The organism is Acinetobacter sp. Ac_3412 (genome assembly GCF_013072675.1).
Lineage (GTDB): Bacteria > Pseudomonadota > Gammaproteobacteria > Pseudomonadales > Moraxellaceae > Acinetobacter > Acinetobacter higginsii.
The window spans coordinates 58,618-80,745 of the sequence record NZ_LXUJ01000010.1 but is presented as its reverse complement, the minus strand read 5'-3'; the positions used below and the strand labels follow the sequence as shown (position 1 = coordinate 80,745).

General features: G+C 40.2%; 23 protein-coding genes and 2 tRNA genes. 10 read left to right on the top strand and 15 right to left on the bottom strand.

Annotation, left to right across the window (positions count from 1 at the left end; translation table 11 throughout):
* The first annotated feature begins 1 nt into the window (after position 1).
* Complete coding sequence (oxyR, locus tag A7P54_RS12225) at positions 2-907, top strand: LysR family transcriptional regulator OxyR (protein WP_004808494.1); 906 nt, start codon at positions 2-4, stop codon at positions 905-907.
* A 59-nt stretch (positions 908-966) separates the two neighbouring features.
* Here oxyR and dusB read toward each other — a convergent pair whose 3' ends face one another.
* Complete coding sequence (gene dusB, locus A7P54_RS12220) at positions 967-1,989, bottom strand: tRNA dihydrouridine synthase DusB (protein ID WP_005202464.1); 1,023 nt, start codon at positions 1,987-1,989, stop codon at positions 967-969.
* A gap of 82 nt (positions 1,990-2,071) precedes the next feature.
* Between dusB and A7P54_RS12215 the strand changes: the two genes are divergently transcribed.
* Entirely contained in the window at positions 2,072-3,280 is a 1,209-nt protein-coding gene (locus tag A7P54_RS12215) for a DUF1615 family protein (protein ID WP_005213508.1), read from the top strand.
* The gene (locus A7P54_RS12210; protein ID WP_171549744.1) at positions 3,247-3,921 is read left to right on the top strand and encodes an HAD-IB family hydrolase; all 675 of its coding nucleotides are present in this window, start codon (positions 3,247-3,249) and stop codon (positions 3,919-3,921) included. The genes A7P54_RS12215 and A7P54_RS12210 overlap by 34 nt, the downstream gene beginning before the upstream one ends.
* A gap of 26 nt (positions 3,922-3,947) precedes the next feature.
* Here A7P54_RS12210 and proB read toward each other — a convergent pair whose 3' ends face one another.
* The 8 genes from proB to uvrB form a co-directional block, all read right to left on the bottom strand.
* On the bottom strand, positions 3,948-5,081 hold the full coding sequence (gene proB, locus A7P54_RS12205; protein WP_171549743.1) for a glutamate 5-kinase: 1,134 nt from the start codon (positions 5,079-5,081) through the stop codon (positions 3,948-3,950).
* Between the two features lie 15 nt (positions 5,082-5,096).
* Complete coding sequence (gene cgtA / locus A7P54_RS12200; protein WP_004808499.1) at positions 5,097-6,314, bottom strand: Obg family GTPase CgtA; 1,218 nt, start codon at positions 6,312-6,314, stop codon at positions 5,097-5,099.
* A gap of 158 nt (positions 6,315-6,472) precedes the next feature.
* Positions 6,473-7,153, bottom strand: coding sequence for a hypothetical protein (locus A7P54_RS12195; protein ID WP_171549742.1), 681 nt, complete (start codon positions 7,151-7,153; stop codon positions 6,473-6,475).
* Positions 7,153-7,896 (bottom strand): MFS transporter, encoded by a 744-nt coding sequence (locus A7P54_RS12190; RefSeq protein ID WP_216077106.1) that lies wholly within the window; start codon positions 7,894-7,896, stop codon positions 7,153-7,155. Before A7P54_RS12190 ends, A7P54_RS12195 begins: the two co-directional genes overlap by 1 nt.
* A gap of 135 nt (positions 7,897-8,031) precedes the next feature.
* Positions 8,032-9,489, bottom strand: a complete 1,458-nt coding sequence (locus A7P54_RS12185) for a glyceraldehyde-3-phosphate dehydrogenase (protein WP_004808502.1) — start codon at positions 9,487-9,489, stop codon at positions 8,032-8,034.
* A 255-nt stretch (positions 9,490-9,744) separates the two neighbouring features.
* Positions 9,745-10,689, bottom strand: coding sequence for an EamA family transporter RarD (gene rarD / locus A7P54_RS12180; protein ID WP_171549741.1), 945 nt, complete (start codon positions 10,687-10,689; stop codon positions 9,745-9,747).
* Positions 10,690-10,795: 106 nt separating this feature from the next.
* A complete protein-coding gene (locus tag A7P54_RS12175; protein ID WP_171549740.1) occupies positions 10,796-11,380 on the bottom strand; it encodes a lipocalin family protein in 585 nt (194 codons plus the stop codon).
* A gap of 120 nt (positions 11,381-11,500) precedes the next feature.
* Positions 11,501-13,525 carry an excinuclease ABC subunit UvrB gene (uvrB, locus tag A7P54_RS12170; RefSeq protein WP_159882666.1) on the bottom strand — a complete coding sequence of 675 codons (2,025 nt, stop codon included), beginning with the start codon at positions 13,523-13,525 and terminating at the stop codon, positions 11,501-11,503.
* Between the two features lie 432 nt (positions 13,526-13,957).
* Between uvrB and A7P54_RS12165 the strand changes: the two genes are divergently transcribed.
* Entirely contained in the window at positions 13,958-14,752 is a 795-nt protein-coding gene (locus A7P54_RS12165; protein WP_171549739.1) for a hypothetical protein, read from the top strand.
* A gap of 38 nt (positions 14,753-14,790) precedes the next feature.
* Here A7P54_RS12165 and A7P54_RS12160 read toward each other — a convergent pair whose 3' ends face one another.
* Positions 14,791-14,970 (bottom strand): hypothetical protein, encoded by a 180-nt coding sequence (locus A7P54_RS12160; RefSeq protein ID WP_004652676.1) that lies wholly within the window; start codon positions 14,968-14,970, stop codon positions 14,791-14,793.
* Positions 14,971-15,184: 214 nt separating this feature from the next.
* On the opposite strand from A7P54_RS12160, the gene A7P54_RS12155 reads away from it, so the two are divergent.
* Positions 15,185-16,420: a pyridoxal phosphate-dependent aminotransferase gene (locus tag A7P54_RS12155; protein WP_004808509.1), complete on the top strand. Its 1,236-nt coding sequence runs from the start codon at positions 15,185-15,187 to the stop codon at positions 16,418-16,420.
* A gap of 95 nt (positions 16,421-16,515) precedes the next feature.
* Here the strand turns inward: A7P54_RS12155 and A7P54_RS12150 are convergent, their stop codons facing one another.
* Entirely contained in the window at positions 16,516-16,935 is a 420-nt protein-coding gene (locus A7P54_RS12150) for a GFA family protein (RefSeq protein ID WP_171549738.1), read from the bottom strand.
* Between the two features lie 182 nt (positions 16,936-17,117).
* Here A7P54_RS12150 and A7P54_RS12145 point away from each other — a divergent pair, with 182 nt between their 5' ends.
* Positions 17,118-17,555 (top strand): PaaI family thioesterase, encoded by a 438-nt coding sequence (locus A7P54_RS12145; RefSeq protein ID WP_171549737.1) that lies wholly within the window; start codon positions 17,118-17,120, stop codon positions 17,553-17,555.
* Between the two features lie 36 nt (positions 17,556-17,591).
* On the opposite strand, the gene A7P54_RS12140 is transcribed toward A7P54_RS12145, so the two are convergent.
* On the bottom strand, positions 17,592-18,023 hold the full coding sequence (locus A7P54_RS12140) for a hypothetical protein (RefSeq protein ID WP_171549811.1): 432 nt from the start codon (positions 18,021-18,023) through the stop codon (positions 17,592-17,594).
* Positions 18,024-18,259: 236 nt separating this feature from the next.
* Between A7P54_RS12140 and A7P54_RS12135 the strand changes: the two genes are divergently transcribed.
* The 4 genes from A7P54_RS12135 to A7P54_RS12120 all read left to right on the top strand — a co-directional run bounded on the left by A7P54_RS12135 (position 18,260) and on the right by A7P54_RS12120 (position 19,483).
* Positions 18,260-18,335 (top strand) — tRNA-Asn (locus A7P54_RS12135).
* 179 nt (positions 18,336-18,514) lie between these two features.
* Positions 18,515-18,823, top strand: a complete 309-nt coding sequence (locus A7P54_RS12130; RefSeq protein ID WP_005183810.1) for a hypothetical protein — start codon at positions 18,515-18,517, stop codon at positions 18,821-18,823.
* An 85-nt stretch (positions 18,824-18,908) separates the two neighbouring features.
* A tRNA-Asn gene (locus tag A7P54_RS12125) sits at positions 18,909-18,984 on the top strand.
* Between the two features lie 58 nt (positions 18,985-19,042).
* A complete protein-coding gene (locus A7P54_RS12120; RefSeq protein WP_171549736.1) occupies positions 19,043-19,483 on the top strand; it encodes a DUF2726 domain-containing protein in 441 nt (146 codons plus the stop codon).
* A 19-nt stretch (positions 19,484-19,502) separates the two neighbouring features.
* On the opposite strand, the gene A7P54_RS12115 is transcribed toward A7P54_RS12120, so the two are convergent.
* The 3 genes from A7P54_RS12115 to ubiA form a co-directional block, all read right to left on the bottom strand.
* Positions 19,503-19,709, bottom strand: a complete 207-nt coding sequence (locus tag A7P54_RS12115; RefSeq protein WP_005145387.1) for a hypothetical protein — start codon at positions 19,707-19,709, stop codon at positions 19,503-19,505.
* Positions 19,710-19,824: 115 nt separating this feature from the next.
* Positions 19,825-21,129, bottom strand: a complete 1,305-nt coding sequence (locus A7P54_RS12110; RefSeq protein WP_171549735.1) for a lipase family protein — start codon at positions 21,127-21,129, stop codon at positions 19,825-19,827.
* A 110-nt stretch (positions 21,130-21,239) separates the two neighbouring features.
* Positions 21,240-22,121 (bottom strand): 4-hydroxybenzoate octaprenyltransferase, encoded by an 882-nt coding sequence (ubiA, locus tag A7P54_RS12105; RefSeq protein ID WP_171549734.1) that lies wholly within the window; start codon positions 22,119-22,121, stop codon positions 21,240-21,242.
* Positions 22,122-22,128 lie beyond the last annotated feature (7 nt).

Below are 22,128 nucleotides of genomic sequence, written 5' to 3'. Positions count from 1 at the left end.
TATGGCTGCATTACCCTCATTAAGACAGCTATCATATTTAGTTACGTTGTCAGAAACTTTACATTTTACTGAAGCAGCGCGTCGTTCCTTTGTTACCCAGTCAACATTGTCTGGTGGCATCATGGAATTGGAGCGTTTATTAGGTGGGGTCTTAGTTGAGCGTGATCGTCAAAACGTCCGTTTAACCCCATTAGGTGAGCAAGTAGTGGCGCGAGCGCGAGTGTTGCTTGCCGATGCCCAAGACCTGATGCGTTTAAGCCGAGAGATGAGTGAACCATTAACAGGTGATTTACATCTCGGTATTATTCCAACCATTGCACCTTTTATTCTGACTCAACTCTTAGATGAAGTGCATCAGCAATTGCCAAAGATCCAACTACACTTACATGAAGCACAAAGTGAGAAGATTGTAGAGAAGTTGGAACATGGTAATTTAGACATGATTGTACTTGCGCTTCCGTTTGATACGCGCAGTCTAAAAGTTGCTGAAATTGCCAAAGAACACTTATTCCTTGTGTATAACAAGAAAGATACCAATGCAGCCAATGCAAATTCTCTAGATGATTTGGATCTATCTCGTTTAATGCTGCTTGAGGAAGGTCATTGCTTACGTGACCATGCTTTGAGTGCCTGCCCTGTTGGTGAGCGCAAAAATGATCATCGCTTAAAAGCAAGTTCATTACCAACCTTGGTGGAAATGGTATCGTCTGATTTAGGCTTTACTCTTTTACCTGAGATCGCGCTTAAAAATAGCATGATTCATTTCAATGAAGATATTGATGTGAAAGCGATTGAAGCTGCACCAAGCCGCACATTGGCTTTAGTGACCCGCAAAAGCACACCATTACAAAGTGAATTTGATGTGATCTTGCAGATTCTGCAAAAAATCACGGCTCATTTATCGTAATAAAAAAAGCCTGTAATTCAGATCGAATTACAGGCTTTTCAATGCAGTTAAAATAATTATTAAATATCCAATAAATTCACTTGTTCAACTTGTACATCACTCATTCGCAAGCCTTGATCAAGTAATTCATCGAAATATGATTCAACCACTTTGGCTTGATCAGCCGTATTTTCAACTTTATACATATTCTGACGAAACTCATTACTTGAGCGTAAGCCTTTGGTATACCAAGCAATATGCTTACGGGCAATACGACAACCTGAGTATTCACCATAGAAATCATATAGCTCAGCCAGATGCCCCAATAATACTGCTTTAACTTCAGCAATATCAGGCGCAGCAAGATGCTCACCTGTTTTTAAATAATGGGCAATTTCTCGGAATATCCAAGGTCGGCCTTGGGCTGCACGTCCAATCATAATGGCATCTGCACCCGTATAATCCAGCACATATTTGGCTTTTTCGGGACTATCAATATCACCATTGGCAATCAATGGGATATCAATCAATTCTTTAACCTGCTTAATCAACTCATAACGTGCAGTATTCAAATACATATCTTCACGGGTACGACCATGCAAGGCTAAGGCTGCAATTCCAGATTCTTCGGCACGTTTGGCCACACGTAAAATATTTTCATGACCATTTAAAAAACCTAATCGGGTTTTTAAAGTGACTGGTACATCCACTGCAGAAACTACGGCATCGAGAATACGCGCAACGAGATCTTCGTCTTGTAATAAAGCCGAACCCGCGAGTTTGTTACATACTTTCTTGGCTGGGCAACCCATATTGATATCAACAATCTGCGCACCATTCGCCACCTGATAACGTGCAGCTTCAGCAAGCTGTTCAGGGTCAGAACCTGCGATTTGTGCAGAGATTGGTGCAAGCTCACCATCAAAATTAGCCCGATAAAGGCTCTTTTTACTCATACGTAGTGTCTTGTCTGCGGTCATCATTTCACTAACCGCATGCCCTGCACCAAAGTACTTACATAGCGTCCGGAAGGGCCTATCAGTGACGCCTGCCATCGGAGCAACAATCAAATTATTTGACAGTTGATATGAACCAATATACATATATTTTCTTACAATTTCTGATCAACATAGTATACTTCATTCGCCCGTTCGGCTCATCTTTTTGTGCGGTGTTGTCTTCATTATGAACCAATCGTTTTCGACTCGTCCTCTATTCAAAACATTTAGCCTCTTGGCAATCAGCATTAGCTTAGTGGCTTGTGGTGATAATGCTTGGTGGTCAAATAATAAAGAACCCGAAATGAAGGCAGAACAGATCACCAAAGTGCTGCCACCGCGTGTGAATGATCGCCAATCTTGGTCGCAAGATATCTTTGATATCATGCAACAACTCAGTATTCCTAAAACCAAGCAAAATGTATGCAGCATTGTGGCTGTGGTCGATCAAGAGTCTAACTTTGTCGCTGACCCTGCTGTACCAGGCTTGGGCGAAAAAGCAGTTCAGGAAATCAATACGCGCCTTAAAGAGAAGTTTGAAGCGAAATTAGGTGAAACCATTGGCGGCACAGTTGCAGGTTATTTTGAGGATGTACTCAAAAACCAACCTTCCCCAGAAAATAACTACATGAGCCAAATGCGCAAAGTCAGAACTGAGCGTGAACTCGATTTGCTTTATCGTGAAATTTTTGACTATATGTCGAAGCATTATCATGTCAGTGCCCTAACAGGCGCAGCGAAATTGGTTGGACAAGATATCGGCGAAAAAATGAACCCGATCACGACACTGGGTTCTATGCAAGTGCATATTAATTATGCCAAAGAGCATAAACGCCAAAGCGGAAATATTGCCGAACTACGTAATGATCTCTATACCCAATACGGTGGCCTATATTATGGCATCCATCGTTTGATGGAATATTCTGCCGATTATGACAAAGCTATCTATCGTTTTGCCGATTACAATTCAGGCATGTATTCAAGCCGTAATGCAGCTTTTCAAAAGATGCTTGAAGTCATACAAGGTAAAGACCTTGATTTAGATGGCGATCTCTTACTTTATAATAAAGATGGGAATGTCCAATCTGCACTGAGCCAATCTGAAAAAGAAGTGATCTCAGCGTTTACCAACAATAAAATTCTGGTTACTCCGCGTCAAATTCGTGCGGATTTAAAGAAAGAAAAAGAGAAGAAGTTCGAAGATACACAAACTTATTTAGCTGTTCAAAAGTTGTATCAAAGTAAAACCAATAAAGAACCTATTTATGCAATTATGCCCGAGGTCGTTATTTCGGGTCCTAAACTGAGCCGTGACTACAATACCAATTGGTTTGCCAGTCGCGTTAATGGACGATATGAAACATGCATGCAAAGAGCGAAACGCATAAAACTCTAAATCTTGCTTTATTTGATTTCGATGGAACACTCTATCCAAGAGACAGTTTCACAGGGTTTATTTTCTTTGCACTATCAAAACGTCATATTGTCAAAAGAGGCTTGAAAATCCTGCCATGGATTCAAGCCTACTATTTACGCCTCTACCCTGCGCATGCCATGCGACCACGTTTATTCCAGAGTATGTTTAAAGACATTTCTGTAGATGTGGTTGAGCAACTTGCTCAAGAATATGCACAGAAACTCACTAAAAAATTAGATCCCGATTTATTCCAGCAGCTTCAACTACATCAGCAACGTGGTGATCACATTGTTCTAGTATCAGCATCGATTGATCTTTATTTGGCTCCAATTTGTGAAGTTCTCAATATTGAATTACTGTGCACCCAAACTGAAACTAAAGATGGACGTTTAACGGGTCGCTACAGTTCAGAAGATTGCAGTTGTGAGCAAAAGAAATTGCGCATTTTACAAAGCTACAATTTAGCAAATTATCAAACGATTTATGCCTATGGCAATAGTGAAGAAGATTTAGAAATGCTCTCTTTAGCAGACCATCCTTATATGATGGGAGCAGAGCAAGCACTTCCCACCTTAGAGCTAAAACAATTGAACCAAGCAGTCATAAAAAAGCCCGCTTAATGCGAGCTTTTTTATTTTTAAATAATTTAGTAGATTGCCATATGATCACGATGGATCATTTCTAACGATCGTGCTTCACCTAAAACCTGATAGACTTTTTCTGATGATAAACCTTTAATCATTTCGGCAGAACGTGAACTAAAATTCACACGACCTACTGCGACACGACCACCGTTTTTATCAACACATTCAACCACATCACCACGATCAAAATGTCCTTCAATCGCTCTGACTCCAACAGGCAATAAACTACGATGTTTGAGCTTAATCGCTTCAACCGCACCATCATCAATCACTAAACGACCTGCAGTTTGCAAATGCGCAGCCAACCATTGCTGATGTGCTGTCACACGATCATTGTCAGTAGTGAATAAGGTACCCAACATCTCACCCGCCATTAAGCGTGCTAATACGTTGTCACTTTCACCACTTGCGATCAACGTCGGACAACCCGACTTTGCCGCTAGACGCGCAGCACGAACCTTGGTGACCATACCACCACGACCAAGCACACCACCGCCACCTGCCATTTCAAACAAACGATCATCGAGTGCTCGAACAGCAGAGAACAATTTTGCATTTGGATTGCTACGTGGATCTGAATCAAACATACCTTGTTGATCCGTTAAGATAATCAACAATTCTGCCTGTACCTGACCTGCAACCATCGCTGCCAAAGTATCGTTATCACCAAACCGAATTTCGTCAGTAGAGACGGTGTCATTTTCATTAATGACTGGAATGACATGCCAATCAATCAAGTTCTGCAAAGCATCACAAGAGTTGAGATAACGACGACGATCAGCAAGATCATCATGCGTGAGTAACACTTGTGCAGTTTGGATCCCATGTTGATCCAGTACGCTTGACCATGTATGGATTAAACCCATTTGGCCAATAGCAGCACAAGCTTGTAGACTGGGTAGATCAGTGGGTCGACTCGCAAGTTTCATGCGTACCATCCCTTCTGCAACCGCACCTGAAGACACCAGAATAATCTCATGTCCAGCATTGTGTAGATCTGCAATTTGTTTCGCCCAGTGCGAAATTGCATTTAAATCTAGACCTTGCCCATTTGCAGTGAGTAAAGATGATCCGATTTTAACAACGATTCGTTTACACGCATTGAGCTGACGTTGCCCATCGACCACTTCTATCATTTTTCCCTCGGTTTACTAGTCACGAATGTAGACGCTTTCTACATCGCCTTCGTCTTCATCGTCATCAAAGTCTTCATCATCGTCCAAACCAGCTTCACGCTGTGCTTTACGCATGGCACGATATGCTTCTTTCGCTGCGATGGTTTGTTCACGTGTCTCAGCTTCAAGCTGCTCACGGAATGCTTTCACTTCTGCTGCATACTCAGGATCTTCAACTTCGCGCTCACGTTGTTGTTCGATTTGATCCATTAAGTAATACACAACTTCTTTGGTTCCTTCCGACATAAGACCAGAAGTTTTAAATACAGGACCTTTCCACTGCAATTCATCAAGAATGTGCTGACACCATTCTTCTCTTGATTCTTCTGCAATTTGATCCAGTTTATTTAATACCAAGACCACTGGCAGTTTTGCCAATGTTGGAGAAAATTTTTCTAGCTCACCTAAAATCGCTCTTGCGTTATGTGCGGGGTCAGAACCATCAATTGGCTGAACATCAACAATATGCAAAAGAATACGCGTACGCGCCAAATGCTTAAGGAAACGAATTCCTAGACCAGCACCTTCAGCAGCCCCTTCGATTAATCCTGGAATATCCGCCATCACAAATGAACGATGACGATCCGCATCAACCACACCAAGGTTTGGTACCATCGTGGTAAACGGATAATCTGCAACTTTTGGTTTTGCTGCGCTGACTGCACGAATAAACGTTGACTTACCTGCATTTGGCATACCGAGTAAGCCAACATCTGCAAGTACTTTCAACTCTAAACGGACTTCACGATATTCACCCTTGATCCCGTGCGTACACTTACGCGGCGAACGGTTAGTCGATGATTTAAAGTGAGTATTACCTAAACCACCATCACCACCATGGGCAACTTTTACGCGCTGACCATCAGCGACCAAGTCACCAATAATGTCACCAGATTCGGTATCTACAATGGTTGTACCAACTGGCACTTTCAAAATAACGTCTTCACCGCCACGACCAGAACAGTTCGCACCCGAACCATTTTTACCACGCTCTGCGCGATAGCGACGCGTATAACGGTAATCTACCAATGTGCTGGTATCATCATCGGCTTGAATATATACACTTCCGCCACGTCCCCCATCACCGCCATCTGGGCCACCAAAAGGGACAAATTTTTCACGGCGAAAACTGGCTACGCCATTGCCACCGTCGCCAGCCTCTACGATAATGACTGCTTCATCAACAAAGCGCATGTGCCAATCCTCAAATTCTTAAAAGCGGACTATTTTGCCACATTTTAAGAAAATTCTCGAATAGAAAAATCAGCAAATTGATTTTTTTAAATTTATTATTCGTTCAATATTCAATTTCATTATCCAAGTCAACGAACTATAGAGATTTTGTTAGCTGATTATGGTCTCACATTCCTCAAAGGCAGTTCCATTTGCATATCTAAATTGGCTTTGGTCTGTTGCACCGAGTTATACATGATCGCATCAAAGGAAGAGATCTTACTCATATTAATCGCATCATTCATATAAAAGCTCGGTTTAAATTGATGCTTTACCGGCAAATCTACAGTTTCATCAAAAGCAAAATATACAGGTCCATCAAAAACAATTTTCACAGGAACGGTATAAGTACGTTTCAATTGAAATGGGATATCCAACTTTACTGGAATATTCAAACTCAAAGGAAACTTGGGCAATAATTTATTCTGATAGATCAAATCTGTGCTGGTTTCAATCGGCACCACTTCATCTACTTTCAGCGTGGTTTCATAGTTGATATCAACCGTAATCGGTGTTTCGACTTCGAAACTCAAATCAGCCAAATACTTGCCTTTTAAAGGCAATTGTAGAGTCCGATCAATGTCCAATACCGTATTCAGCTGACCTTCCGACTTCACTCTTAAATGATCACCTACTTGGATCTTGGTTCCCAAGGATTCAGGTAAACGAATATCCGCCTGTTGTGCAGAAACAATCAAAGATGCCTGAATATTTAAATAAAACCAAAATAGGATTGCCACCAGAGTTGTGACAATCACAAAACTAATCAGTAGGCTTTTCAATGTCTTGGGCATCTCCATTACTCACCTGCTTTTACATCATGTTGAGATGTTTGTACTTCGACAGGCTGAGCTTTCACACGATCCAAATACATCGTAGATAACGGAATCTTTAATTCACCCTGTGCAATTTTGACAGGTAAGGTATTTTTAACATCGACAGTAGCATTAAGCTCAGAAGTGATTGGTACATTCAAATTACCTTGAATTGGAATGTTTGCATTCAGCTGTGCTTTCAAAGGAATATGCAAATTTTCTTTAAGTTCAGTACGAACGGGTGCATCAAATTTCAAATGTACTTTTTGCTGTAACGGCACTTGAATATCAATCGGCACATCCAGTTGTAAAGGAATTGAACCTTTCAATGGTAAGGTGACGTCCTTACCTAAAATTTTTACCTGTACCTTGGTATCAATCGGCAGGCTTTGATTGACCTTAATCGTTTCCTTTACAGGAATGGTGGTACTGATTGGAACTAAATTATCAAAATAAACCCGTGGCGTTAGGGTTTGAGTCAGTGGAACATTCAGCTGTTCATTAATTGGGATCTTGGCATCAACACGACCATTCACATCCACATTGAGCGCATCTTTAACCTTCACACGAACCTGCAAAGGCTCTTGTAAGTCGATGGCGACATCTTGATTCTTTAATGGAATATAAATATTAAAATGCTTAAATACCCACATCGCGATATATACACCACACAAGTTGGCAACCACAATTAAAGCAAATACCACGAACAAACGTCTGAACTGCAACAATGAACGATTCCTTAATTAATTATTTCCCTTTTCCATCATTCTCATCGATTTTTATGTTTTATTCAGCATATATTCTGTACAGTCAATAAAAAAGCCCAGTTAATTAACTGGGCTTTTTATCATTCTGCGAACAAATTATGCATTTGTTTCAGCAGGGATTTTTGTATAGCTTACGCCACACATTTGTTCAGCTATACGTAATACTTGGCAGCTATAACCCACTTCGTTATCGTACCAAACATAAGCAGTTAAACGCGTACCTGAAGCAATTGTTGCTTGTGCATCAAATACACCAGCAGTACGTGAACCAATAAAGTCACTCGATACAACTTCAGTTGAGTTGGTATAACCAATTTGACCTTGTAAGCTAGAGTTGATTGAGATTTGACGAATGTATTCGTTCACTTCTTCACGATCAACTTCTTTCTCTAAGTTAAGGTTCAAGATTGCAAGAGATACGTTTGGTGTTGGTACGCGTACAGAGTTACCTGTCAACTTACCTTTAAGACCTGGTAACGCTTTTGCAACGGCTTTTGCAGCACCAGTTTCAGTAATGACCATGTTCAATGTTGCAGCACGGCCACGACGATCCGCTTTATGATAGTTATCAATTAAGTTTTGATCGTTTGTGAACGAGTGAACTGTTTCAACATGACCATTCAATACTTTGTATTTGTCATCTAAAACTTTTAATACAGGTGTAATTGCGTTGGTTGTACAGCTTGCAGCAGAGATGATTTTGTCTTCATCTAAGATGTCAGAGTTGTTCACACCAAATACAACGTTCTTCATCTCACCTTTACTTGGTGCAGTTAATACCACACGTGCAACACCTGCACATTTCAAGTGTTGGCTCAGGCCTTCAGCATCACGCCATTTACCTGTGTTGTCGATAAGAAGTGCATTTTCAATACCGTAAGCAGTGTAATCCACTTCGCTTGGGCTTGATGCATAGATCACTTTAATGAATTGACCATTTGCAATGATTGCTTCGTTTTCTTCATCTACAGAAATCGTACCGTCAAAAGTACCGTGAATAGAGTCACGACGTAATAGAGAAGCACGTTTCGCCAAGTCACCATCAGATGATTTACGAACAACAATTGCTTTTAGGCTTAAACCACGACCCAAACCAGATTGGCTGATGATTAAACGCGCTAGGATACGGCCGATACGACCAAAACCATAAAGAACAACATCTTTAGGCGCAGCAGCAGTCACGTTACCTTGGATTGGAGCAACCGCTTGAGCAACGAAAGCATCAACATCGCCACCTTGGTTTTTATATTCAACAGCGAGTTTACCGATATCAACTTCAGCTGAACCGATGTTCTCAACTTTCATTAACGCTTCCAAAATTGGGAAGGTATTTACAACAGAAAGTTCAACATCAAGCATACGTGTACGGCGATGCGTTTTTAAAATTTGAATAACTGAACGGTTAATTAAAGAACGGCCGTAAACAGAAACAACAATATTTTTCTCACGGTACAATTGACCAATTAAAGTAATCATACGTTCCGCGATTTCTTCACGGTTTTTCCAACGACCTTGGTGTTCTGCGTGTAGGGCAATGATAGTGTCTTTGCTCACTGATACGTCCTCTAATTTATATATACTGGGCGTGAATTTTTAAAACGCCATAATTGTAATAGAATTATCATCAAGATTGAATCAAAAGCTGCTAAACGAGCTAAGATTTTGTCCTAATTGACTATAAATTCATAAAATACCTATAATTATTTTTGTGAATTTTGGTAGAAATCCATTTTCATCATCAAAATAGCTGCAACTTAGTGCACTTACATAACAGTTTTATTGATAATTCAGCGTAATAGATAAGCACTTTTAGCTTTTATCATCTAAATTCACCCGTTGCGAATACTGTTTTAAGTTCAATTCTAGATGTTGCTTACGCTTTCTCTGTTGGTACAAATGCATTGCCCCTTCAACCACCAGCACCAACACCGCCAGCCAAATCGGAATATAGGTTAACCACTCATCTGCACCGATTTTTTCTCCAATCAACAAAGAAACCAAGGCCAATAGAACAGGTTCCAAATAGCCCAGTAAACCGAAAATAATTAAAGGTAAATAGCGACTCGCAAGAATATAACTACCCAGCCCAATGGCACTGAGCAAACCTAGCCCAATCACTACCAAGATCAAACTCGGATATTCTAAAAACTTGAGATAAGGTGTATCCCCTGTTTGGGTAAAGAAAATCGCAACAGGAAGAATCAGTAAAAGATCCCACCAGAACCCACCTAAATTATCAGTTTGAATCTTTTTGCGAAGAATAAAATAAGCTGCATAGCCCAAAGCAACAAAAACTGTTTCCCAAGCAATGCTGCCTAAACGCCATACCTCATGTCCGACACCAAATGCTGCGAGTAACACTGCAACGTACTGCAACTTTGAAAGCTTTTCACCATATAGGATACTTCCAGCCAACACCAAAACCAGAGGTAATAGGAAATATCCCAATGATACTTGTAGTCCACGACCATGCATAGGTGCCCACAAAAACAACCATAACTGCGCTGATGTCAGTACCGATGTAATGATTAAAAGTAGTAATAACGAGGGCTGCGCGACAATTCTTTTAAAGACGTGTTTGATATGACTTAAATCACCACTGAACCACATAAATAGCGTTAAAACGGGCAAGGTCGCAATGATGCGCCAACCAAAGGTTTGTTCACTATCAAATGCACCAAGCAATTGGGTATAAAAATACAAAACCCCAAAAGTAACTGAAGCCAAAACTGAATAAGCAATTCCTTTAAACATTTTAGGCCTCTAATTTTAGGGAATCTTCCAAAATACGTGATTTATCCACTATTTAAAATTAAAAAAACCATGCAAGCATGGTTCTTATTCAGTATATCGTATTTATTTAATGATGTTCAGGATAAATCACATCACCAACATCATAACCTAATGATTTAGCATAATTTAAATATTCATGAATAATTTCTTTTTTGGGATTAGGTATCCGTGAAAGTACCCATAAATATTTACGGCGCGGTTCTCCAACCAGTACCGTTTGATAATCAGCATCGAGTTTTAAAATCCAGTAATCACCACGGATCACAGGGACCCAACGCACGACCTCTGGCAAAAAACTTACTCGCAATTTAGTATTAAATGGTGCATTGGCAACAAAAGCTTCACCTACACTTTGCTGTAGGTTGCCTTCACTGTCATAACACTTGTTATCAACAACAATATTGCCATTTTCATTTAAGGTATAAGTCGCGGTGACGTTATAAGCGCACTTACGCTCAAAAAACATCGGTTTTCGCGCTACTTCGTACCAAACTCCCAAATACTTATCGAGTTCAACTTTATCGACTGTCGGTAACGGTTTTGCTTGTGCATAAGCAATCGTTCCAACAGCCAACCCAGTTAAGACAGCCCCACCAATCGCAATCTTTGCAAGGCGCCAACTCGCTTTCGGGAAATTTTTAATAAAAGGCATGAGAAATCCTCAAAACAGTAATTTGTTATCAATAGTCATATAGTTAGCAATTTAAAATAGCTTACTTTGTGAACAAAAACTGTTGCGATATGTATCCCTTTTGAGGATTTCTCTGTTTGATTATGACTGCAACATATGTGCTTTAAGACGGACAATCTCATCGCGTAATCTTGCCGCTTGTTCAAACTGTAACTCTTTCGAGGCTTTTAACATTTCCTTTTCCAGTTTGCCGATATGCTTTGCAAACAGTTTTGGATCAGATAACAAATGCTGCTCATCTGCACTGATCGCCTGTGCTTGCTCAAGCACTTTTTCATCAATTTCATCATCACTGAGTACTTCACCCGTATCAATTTCCTTGATGGTTTGGCGCACTGCACTACGAGGGGTAATACCATGTAATTCATTAAATTCAATTTGTTTATTACGGCGGCGATCTGTTTCATCCATCGCTTTCCGCATCGAATCCGTAATACGATCGGCATATAAAATCGCTTTACCTTTGACATTACGTGCTGCACGACCAATGGTTTGGATCAATGAACGTTCTGAACGCAAGAAGCCTTCTTTATCCGCATCAAGAATTGCAACCAAAGACACTTCTGGCATATCCAGACCTTCGCGCAGCAAGTTAATTCCGACCAGTACATCATGCACGCCGGTACGTAATTCGTGAATAATTTTGACACGCTCAACCGTATCAATATCCGAATGCAGATAGGCCACTTTAACGCCATATTCTTTAAGATATGAAGTTAAATCCTCTGCCATACGTTTAGTCAAAGTTGTCACAAGTACACGTTCATTCAGCTGTTTACGAATATTAATTTCAGATAAAACATCATCGACCTGTGTTAATACTGGACGCACTTCAATTTCAGGATCAATCAAGCCTGTTGGACGTACCACTTGCTCAACAATTTGCTCTGACTTTTCCAATTCATAATGTGCAGGCGTTGCGCTGACAAAAACGGTGGTTGGAACAATCCGCTCCCATTCTTCAAATTTCATTGGACGGTTATCCAAAGCACTTGGTAAGCGGAAACCGTAATTGACCAAGTTTTCTTTGCGTGAACGGTCACCTTTATACATCGCACCAATTTGTGGAACCGTCACATGTGATTCATCAATGATCAGCAAGGCATCTTCAGGGATATAGTCAAATAATGTCGGTGGTGCCTCACCTGCTGTACGGCCCGAAAGATGGCGAGAGTAGTTTTCAATACCATTGGTATAACCCAACTGCTGCATCATCTCTAAGTCATAGCGAGTACGTTGCTCAATACGCTGTGCTTCTAATAACTTGTCATGCTCTTTGAAAAATTTGAGCTGATCTTTTAACTCATCTCTAATGGTATCAATAGCTCGGGTTAAATGATCTTTCGGGGTCACATAATGACTCTTTGGATAAATGGTCACACGCGGCACTTTACGTACCAATTTTCCAGTCAACGGATCAAACCAACGAATCGAATCAACTTCATCGTCAAATAATTCGACCCGTATCGCGTCTTTATCCGATTCAGCAGGGAAAATATCAATAATTTCTCCACGAATACGATAAGTCCCCCTTAAGAACTCCAGTTCATTACGGGTATATTGCATCTCTACTAGGCGACGAATGATCTCATCGCGGCTGACACGATCACCTTGCACGATATGCAACAGCATTTGCATATAGGCATTTGGATCACCCAAACCGTAGATTGCAGAAACCGAAGCAACAATAATCGCATCACGACGTTCTAATAAAGCACGCGTCGCAGACAAGCGCATCTGGTCAATGTGGTCATTGATTGCAGAATCTTTTTCAATAAAGGTATCTGATGACGGCACATAAGCTTCGGGCTGATAGTAATCGTAATAACTGACGAAATACTCAACTGCATTATTCGGGAAAAAAGCTTTAAATTCACCATAAAGCTGTGCCGCAAGGGTCTTGTTATGTGCCATGACAATCGTTGGACGTTGCGTCTGAGCAATTACATTGGCCATGGTATAGGTTTTACCAGACCCTGTTACCCCAAGCAGTAATTGATTACGAAAACCTTGATCGATACCACTGACCAATTTTTCAATCGCCTGAGGTTGATCTCCCGCAGGTTGATAATTGGTGACTAACTCAAAAGGTTGGTTTTCGCTCATATAGAGATACTCAACTGATTGGATGGCTATTTTCACTTTCTAATGGGGGCAACAAACTGCTTTTTAAAGTCTAATGATACTTTTGAATTGATATGCAATTTCCAACAGTAAAATCAAGAGATTGCCCTAGTCTTTAAAAAAGCGCGCAATTTATACTTATAAACCTAAAAAACTTAACAGAATGGGGTTAAATTTCAATCTCGTTTTGATATCAATTGTTAACTATAACGCCTAGACAATACATCACAGTATCAAAGACTCTGCCAAGAAAGCCATGATATATATTTTAGTGCTTAGCAATACTTGAATCTAATCGTCATTGGAATAGCGTCACGCAGAAACATGTCTTGAATAAATTAATCTCAAGCAAGACTTGACCCGCTACGCAATCAACTGCAACATGGACTTATACTCGATTTCAATGATAAGAATATGACTTACCAATATCACGATGAAACAATCGTAACGGAACTCCCAGAAGACACGGTCTTTGTTTTTGGTAGTAATTTAGCAGGGATACATGACAGCGGCGCGGCCCGTGTCGCGGCACAACATTTTGCGGCAGTCAAAGGTGTTGGTCGTGGTTGGGCAGGACAAACCTTCGCAATTCCAACACTGAATGAACACTTACAACAAATGCCATTGGCTCAGATAAAGCATTATGTCGAGGACTTTAAAGTCTACGCAAAACACCACCCTAAAATGAAATATTTTTTAACGGCATTAGGCTGTGGTATTGCGGGTTATAAAGTATCTGAAATCGCCCCATTATTTAAAGGCATTCACTCCAATGTGATTTTTCCAGAATCTTTTCGTCCCTATATCGAAGAAGATGCTGTTTCACAATTTCCAGACCTAACTGCTGATGCGGTACATGCTTTTATTTCAGATAAGGTCATTTTCTATTTCGATCATGGCTACGAGTCTTTCGAAGAAGCACTCGATCAAACTCAGTTAACCGCAGCTGAAAAAGCCATTGCTTTGGTTGTTTTAAATGAAGAGTTGTACCCGCGTGATCGCTATGGGCGCGGTCGTGAACATGAAATCAACGATATTTTAGGCAAGCTCAATGGCAAAATTTTCAACTTTCATAACAACGCTGAAGGTGCCATGACCTTTGTCAGTGTGATTATTGCCTTGATGGAACTTTATGATATTGATGAGTACGATTTTCTCAAACTTTGGCGTGGTGAACTAAAAATACAACATCCATTAAACCGCTATTGATAAGAAAAAAAGCCAATCAGATTGATTGGCTTTTTTTCTTAACGCTTACCCATCGAACGACGTGTACCGCGTGGTGGCATCCAAGTGCGATCAGCATATTGTTCAGGTTTTGGACGAACCTGATTATGCGTTGCATCCTCAGCATCATCCTGAGCAGATGGCATTGGAAAAGGCAATTTCACCAAAGCTTTTTTGGCTTTAGGTTGTTGGGTACTCATTGGAATTCTCTCGAAATCTAGATTTCTAGCCGCATATTGTAATAGATTTTTGCGCTTTTGATAAAAATAAAATATGTAAAAAAACACAATGATTCTAATGCTTAAAATTTAGTAACTTTTTATGCGATTCTGGCAAGTTTCAGCCACAAAGAAGTCGATTTAGGCTAAGATAACCTGCTTTTTATTTTTTAATCCCATAAGAAGGAATAATGCCGTGGACGTACGTCTCTCTGATCGTGTCAATGCCATCAAACCGTCCCCTACACTTGCAGTGACCAATAAAGCCGCTGAGCTTAAAGCTGCTGGTAAAAACGTGATTGGTTTAGGTGCAGGCGAACCAGACTTTGATACCCCTCAACACATCAAAGATGCTGCAATTGAAGCGATTAATAAAGGCTTTACAAAATATACAGCTGTAGACGGTACTCCAAGCTTAAAAAAAGCAATTATTGCGAAATTCAAACGCGATAATAATTTAGATTATCAAGCCAACCAGATTCTGGTGTCTTGTGGTGGTAAGCAAAGTTTCTTTAACTTGGCACTTGCTTTGTTAAACAAAGGTGATGAAGTGATCATCCCTGCACCTTTCTGGGTAAGCTATCCAGATATGGTGATTATTGCTGAAGGCACACCCGTAATCGTGAAATGTGGTGAAGAACAACGCTTCAAAATCACACCAGAACAGTTAGAAGCGGCAATCACACCAAATACTCGTCTAGTGGTATTAAACAGCCCTTCAAATCCAACAGGTATGATCTACACCAAAGCTGAGTTAGAGGCTTTGGCAGAAGTATTACGTCGTCATCCACAAGTATTTGTTGCATCTGATGACATGTATGAACCAATTCGTTGGGAAGATGAGTTCTACAATATCGCGACTGTTGCACCAGACTTATATGACCGTACCATTGTTTTAAATGGCGTATCTAAAGCCTATGCAATGACAGGCTGGCGTATCGGTTATGCAGCAGGCCCTGCAAAAATCATTGGTGCGATGAAAAAGATCCAGTCACAATCAACTTCAAACCCAACTTCGATTTCGCAAGTTGCAGCTGAAGCCGCATTGAATGGTCCACAAGATGTACTTGAGCCAATGATTGAAGCGTTTAAACGTCGTCATGATCTCGTTGTGAGCGGTTTGAATGACATCAAAGGGATTTCTTGTCTTCCTGCTGATGGTGCTTTCTATGCCTATGCCAACATCCGTCCGTTGATTCGTGCCAAAGGCTTAAAATCTTGCACAGAATTCTCTGAATGGTTACTTGAAGAAACAGGTGTTGCTGTTGTTCCTGGTGATGCATTTGGTTTAGGCGGCTTTATGCGTATCTCTTACGCAACTGCTGACGAAGTTTTAGTTGATGCTTTAGCACGTATTAAAAAAGCGGCTGATTCAATTGAAGGCGTTGATGCCGCAATTGCATCGATTGCAGCAGAAAAAGCTGCGAAATAATTTTTCCGCAATAAAAAAGAAGCTTCTCAATGAAGCTTCTTTTTTATCTCTTAAATCAAAATCTTCAATACAATTAGAATTTCCTACAAGCTACACTATTCCGCAGATTCACCACTAAAAAGTGCAATGACCTCCGCTTCAGTCATCTTCTTGGTCGAATTTTGAAAAGCATAAAACTCAGGCTTACAATCAATATAGATTTCTAGATCGAGATTTAGATCTTTTGGTGACTCATTCAATGCAAATGCATTGATATTGCAATAATTCTGATCTTTAGTCCGCCAAAATAAATTGGTACCACAGGCATTACAGAATCCTCGCTCGCCCCAAGCCGATGAGTTATATACCGAAAGGTGGCCTTGCTTTAAAAATTTTAAGCTGCCCTGTTTGACATCAATCGTCATAATCACGCCACTGGTCTGTCGACGACAAATCGAACAGTGACAGGCATGCACTTCATGATTATTTAATTCGACTTCAAACGTGGTTTCACCACAAACACACTGTCCTTTCATTATAAATTTACCTTTTATTCAAAATTGTTATTTATGAATTATCGTTAGCATAAAACAAAGCAAGCATGCTGCAATCAATAATTTGTAAAACATGATATTGATCGATGAACTGTATTGACAGTCTCTGATGGAAAGACTACGTTATACACAAGTTCCTTTTTAGAACTATATAGAAAAAAAAGATGAAACACCCGAAAGAAATGAATGGACTTGAGTTTTTAACCGCGATGTGTGAAGGGAAAATTCCACCTGCCAGTATTAGTGAAACCATTCCGATGCAACCCGTAGAAGTTGCAGAAGGATTTATCAAATTTGAAGTTCAAGCAGATCAACGCCACCTTAACCCGCTGGGTGGAGTACATGGTGGTTTTGCTGCAACCGTACTTGATTCAGTGACAGGCTGTGCTGTTCATACGCTTTTAGAAGCTGGCGTCGGTTATGGCACCATTGATCTAAATATTAAAATGTGTCGCCCTATTCCTAGGAATCAAAAACTCACAGCGATAGGCAGCATGATCAATATCAGTAAAAATTTAGGTATTTCTGAAGGTAAGATTGTCGATGCAGATGGCAAACTTTATGCCCATGCAACCGCAACCTGCATGATCATTCGCCCATAAGCACAGATTAAGCAAATGGGCTATTTCATCATAGCCCTATGCAGTGGCCTTATGCGCTTGAAAACTTTTTGGTCGAATACATAAATGACTGAATACTGCGTATTGCCAAATGCTTTTCACTTGTACTGAGACAATTTTTTGCTCTGCCACAGACCAAGCCAAAGCTGTGTTTGCACCTAAAAATAATTCACCACCAAGTTGAAATAAATATAAAGGTGCGTGCTCGTCGACAGTTGATGTATTTTTTTGTGTGAGTAGATCTTTTGCCGTTTGAATTTTCCACTTATTACCAAACCATAATTGCAGTAAATCACCCAGATACAAGGCTTGTTGCTTAAACGGAAAAGTATTTATAAATGAATGTTCAACTGGCGTGTAATACTGCGCAGAATCTTGAATAATTTCGAGATAATGCTCTTGATAAAAAGACAAATCTGAAAAAATAGATTGAATATTTAGAATAGTCATTTCGACCTCCAGTTTAGCCATTTTAGTGCTGGCAAGTAGGGTTAAATCCACACTGTTTAGATAAATATCTAAACGCTCTTTCTCATTTGAATCTAGCAATAGCCTGTTCAAAGTTCAAGTTATTTTTCCTACTTTATCGTAATTGTGCAAATAAAAAGCATACGATGCAAAAATGAAAGAAACATGACAGTTTTATCTTGACCAATTTTAAAAGCTGCCTATAATGGCACTCAGATTCTCCCATAGCTCAGTCGGTAGAGCGACGGACTGTTAATCCGCAGGTCCCTGGTTCGAGCCCAGGTGGGAGAGCCAAGATTCTAAAAAGCCCAGATCATTGATCTGGGCTTTTTATTTTAAATAAACAAAATACCCTTATAACAACAATTACGATTATTTTGTTCATTTCATGTTGAGTATCGTATAAATTTCGACCTACCATATTATTTTAAATATAAGATAAAACTTAGCGATGATGTTATGGAAAACACATAATGAAAAAACTTCTATTCTGTTTAATCGTCTTTTGTAGTCCAGCAATGGCCGCCCAAACCACTTGGTATGCTGGTTCCTCTTATAAGGGCACTGTGACTGTACCAATTGAAAATGGTCCTAATGTCGTCTGGAAATGTAATGGTCGTGTCTGTAGCATGTCTGGCCCTTGGGGCAATGCACTCTCCTTGGATTCTTGTCAGAGTCTAGTCTTACGTATCGGTAAGATTAGTTATTATAAAAACTCAGCAGGTGCAATCTGGAATGCCCGCTCCACTGAATTGGCACAATGTAATCAAGTTGCACGTTAATATACAATATTTTGCTTAAGCGATTATTATTCATACTGATTTTACTTGACGGACTGACATTTAAGCCCTAAAATTCGCTCCAGATTCTCCCATAGCTCAGTCGGTAGAGCGACGGACTGTTAATCCGCAGGTCCCTGGTTCGAGCCCAGGTGGGAGAGCCAAGATTCTAAAAACCCACTCTTAATTGAGTGGGTTTTTTATTTGCTCTTTGATAAATACATGTTTGAATCGAATCACTTCTTATTTCTAACGATTGGTTTTATTAGTACAGCTATCTTGCTTTTTAGCTGTATACGCCCTTTCTTTCCCAAACAAAAATTCTTTGCTCGACCTGTCATCACATCATTTGAATCAAGAATGTTTGTACGATTACAACAGGCCTTTCCACAGCATCATGTACTTGCACAGGTAGCCTTTAGTGCATTGATTACCAGTGATCATTATAAGATTCGCAGTAAGTTTAATCGTAAGGTGACAGACTTTGTGGTTTTAGATCAGCAGATGAATGTTTTGGCGATTATTGAGTTAGATGACCCCAGCCATATCGGAAAAGAATTAGAAGATAAAAAACGAGATCAGATGCTGCAAGAAGCAGGTTATGTCGTACAACGCTATACACAAATTCCATCTGTAAAACAATTACAGATGGATCTTCGATAGTCAGCTAATTTAAGAAAGATTATTCCGTCTTTGCCGATTGTTCAGCATTTTTCTGCTGTTCGAATTTCTTTGCCATTTCAGCGCGTTGCTGGTCATATTTTTTCTTAGTTTGCGCATCACTTTTCGCAGCAACAAAGGCCATACCTACAATAAAAATTGGAATTAACAACCCCAAACTCATTAATAACCAAGGGATTGATTTTTTCTCAACAGGTGGCTGGCTCATAAGTGATTTAAACTCAAATTGCATGGCTTTAAACAGTGCAACAATATAACAAAAAAGAGCCTCTATAAAGAGACTCTTTTTAAAAGTAAATTTCTTCTAAATAAGCAAAGAAATCTTAGAATTTACCAGTACAGTGAGGGCTTTGGCTGGCATCCTTCTGCGCATCCGTCAATACGATACCTGTACCTGCTGACATATTGGCTTGGATAAAGCCATAAGCATCCGCATTCTTACATACAATTGCTTGAGTATGACTCGCTCCAACAACTGGCAAGAATGTGACTTTAGTACCCAATGCAATCAATCCTTTTTGCAAGGAATCTGTCACTGGATAAGGCACTGCCATATCTAATGTCCCCTGAATAATCATCACTGGACTGTTTATTTTCTTGGTCGCAGGTTGATTATCTGTTAGGAATTTTTTCACTGTTGGATTTTCTTGGAAGTTACCCGCTAAGCCTGGATAGTCCAAAACAGTTTTAGTGGTATCTTTGCTGATAAAGTCACGAATATCTGCTGCAAACTTATTATGTAAATCATCTAAACATACGCCATTTTCACCTGTCGTACCTTCGGCGAATTCAGCAATTGAGCGAGAACGTTCCTGAAAAATTTCCCGATAATTAAATTTAGGATCATAAGCTGTAATACCAACAGTCGTATATGCAGCATAAGCAAGCAGCTCTGCATAGACTTCAACAGCTGTACCTACTGGTGCAAGACCAGCCTGTTCTTGCTTAAGAATATTTGCAATCGCCTGTGGTGCAACAACAGAGATGATATAACCAAGGCTCGATGCAGGAGCGCCCGCAACTGCACCTTTATAATTTGCATCATTATTTGCAAATTCAGCAGTACCCAATGAAGCATGACCACCTTGAGACTGACCAATAGACATCCATTGTCCATTGAGTTTCGCCCCATAATGATCTTTTGCTGCTTTTACCGCTGCAATCGCAGATTTAGCTTCACTACCCAAGTTTAGATATGGATGAATTCCTGGAGTCCCCAAGCCTTCATAATCTGGCGCAATCACCACATAACCCGCCGCCAATAAAGTATCAGCGAGGATTTTAAAGCGAGGATTCACAGTATTATTACTTGGTGCACAGCTATCACCCACCCCAACCGTACCATGCTCCCAGACCACCACTCTATAACCATCAGCGGGCTGAGCAACTTTAGGGAACATCACCAGTGCGGTTGCTTTGGCAGTGCGACCTTGAACATTCTCCATGTTATAAGTCATTACCTTGAGTGATGAGGCATTATCCACTTTATCCTTAGAATAAGTCGTTTCAGACAGATAGGTTTTATTCGAATCTACCCCGGTATAATCATCATCATTGTCATTACACGCTGTTAAAAATAATGCAGAAATCGAGAAAGTAACTGCTAAAGCAATGTTTGACCGTTTCATAAAATATCCTTTTAGTCCTTGTCTTATTTTTGTGCATGAATCTACATGCCGTATTATTAAGGCATAAAAAAAGTGCCCTGCATAGGACACTTTTCAACTATTTAGTCAGATTAAAATATTAATTCTAAAAAAATTCCAAGAAAAATAATCAGTCCTACCCAACGATTGTGACGAAATGCCCAAAAACAAATTTGTGGATCACGATCTTTGGTTTTGAAAGCTTGATAGGCAAAATCTACCGCAACGATCAACAACGCAATCAATCCAAACGGTAACAACAGATTTTCTAAATATAAAGCCCCACCGATCAGCAATAAACTGAGAATCTGGAGTAACCCGATAATTTGTATATCGTAACGACCGAATAAAATCGCTGTCGATTTCACTCCAATTTTTAAATCATATTCTCGATCGGTAATCGCATACTGAGTGTCATAAGCCACCGTCCATGCCAAATTACCAAAATATAAAAGCCAACAAGTTAAATCTAAGGGCTTACCCATCGCGGTAAAAGACATGGGAATTCCCCATGAAAAAGCCATACCTAACACCACTTGCGGCAAGTGTGTATAGCGCTTCATAAAAGGGTAAATGAATGCCAGTACTAGACCAGCTAGGGCGCAATAAAACGTTGCAATCGGTAGAAAAAATAAAGTACACGCACTTGCTGCAACTAATCCCAAAAAAACATAAACCGCTTCGCGTGGACGAATGATGCCAGTGGCTAATGGACGTGTCTTGGTACGCTCTACATGGGCATCGACTTTACGATCAGCAAAGTCATTGATCGCACAACCCGCTGCACGCATAAAAATCGTACCCAAAACCATCGCAATGAGAATCTGCAAAGGTGGTAAACCACCAGCAGCAATCCATAGTGCCCACATGGTTGGCCAAAAGACCAGTTCTGTACCTACAGGCTTATCAAAACGGCATAGATAGTAATAGGCTTCTAAACGTTGCCGCCATGTTGTGTGTTGCACTGTTTCCATGATGAAT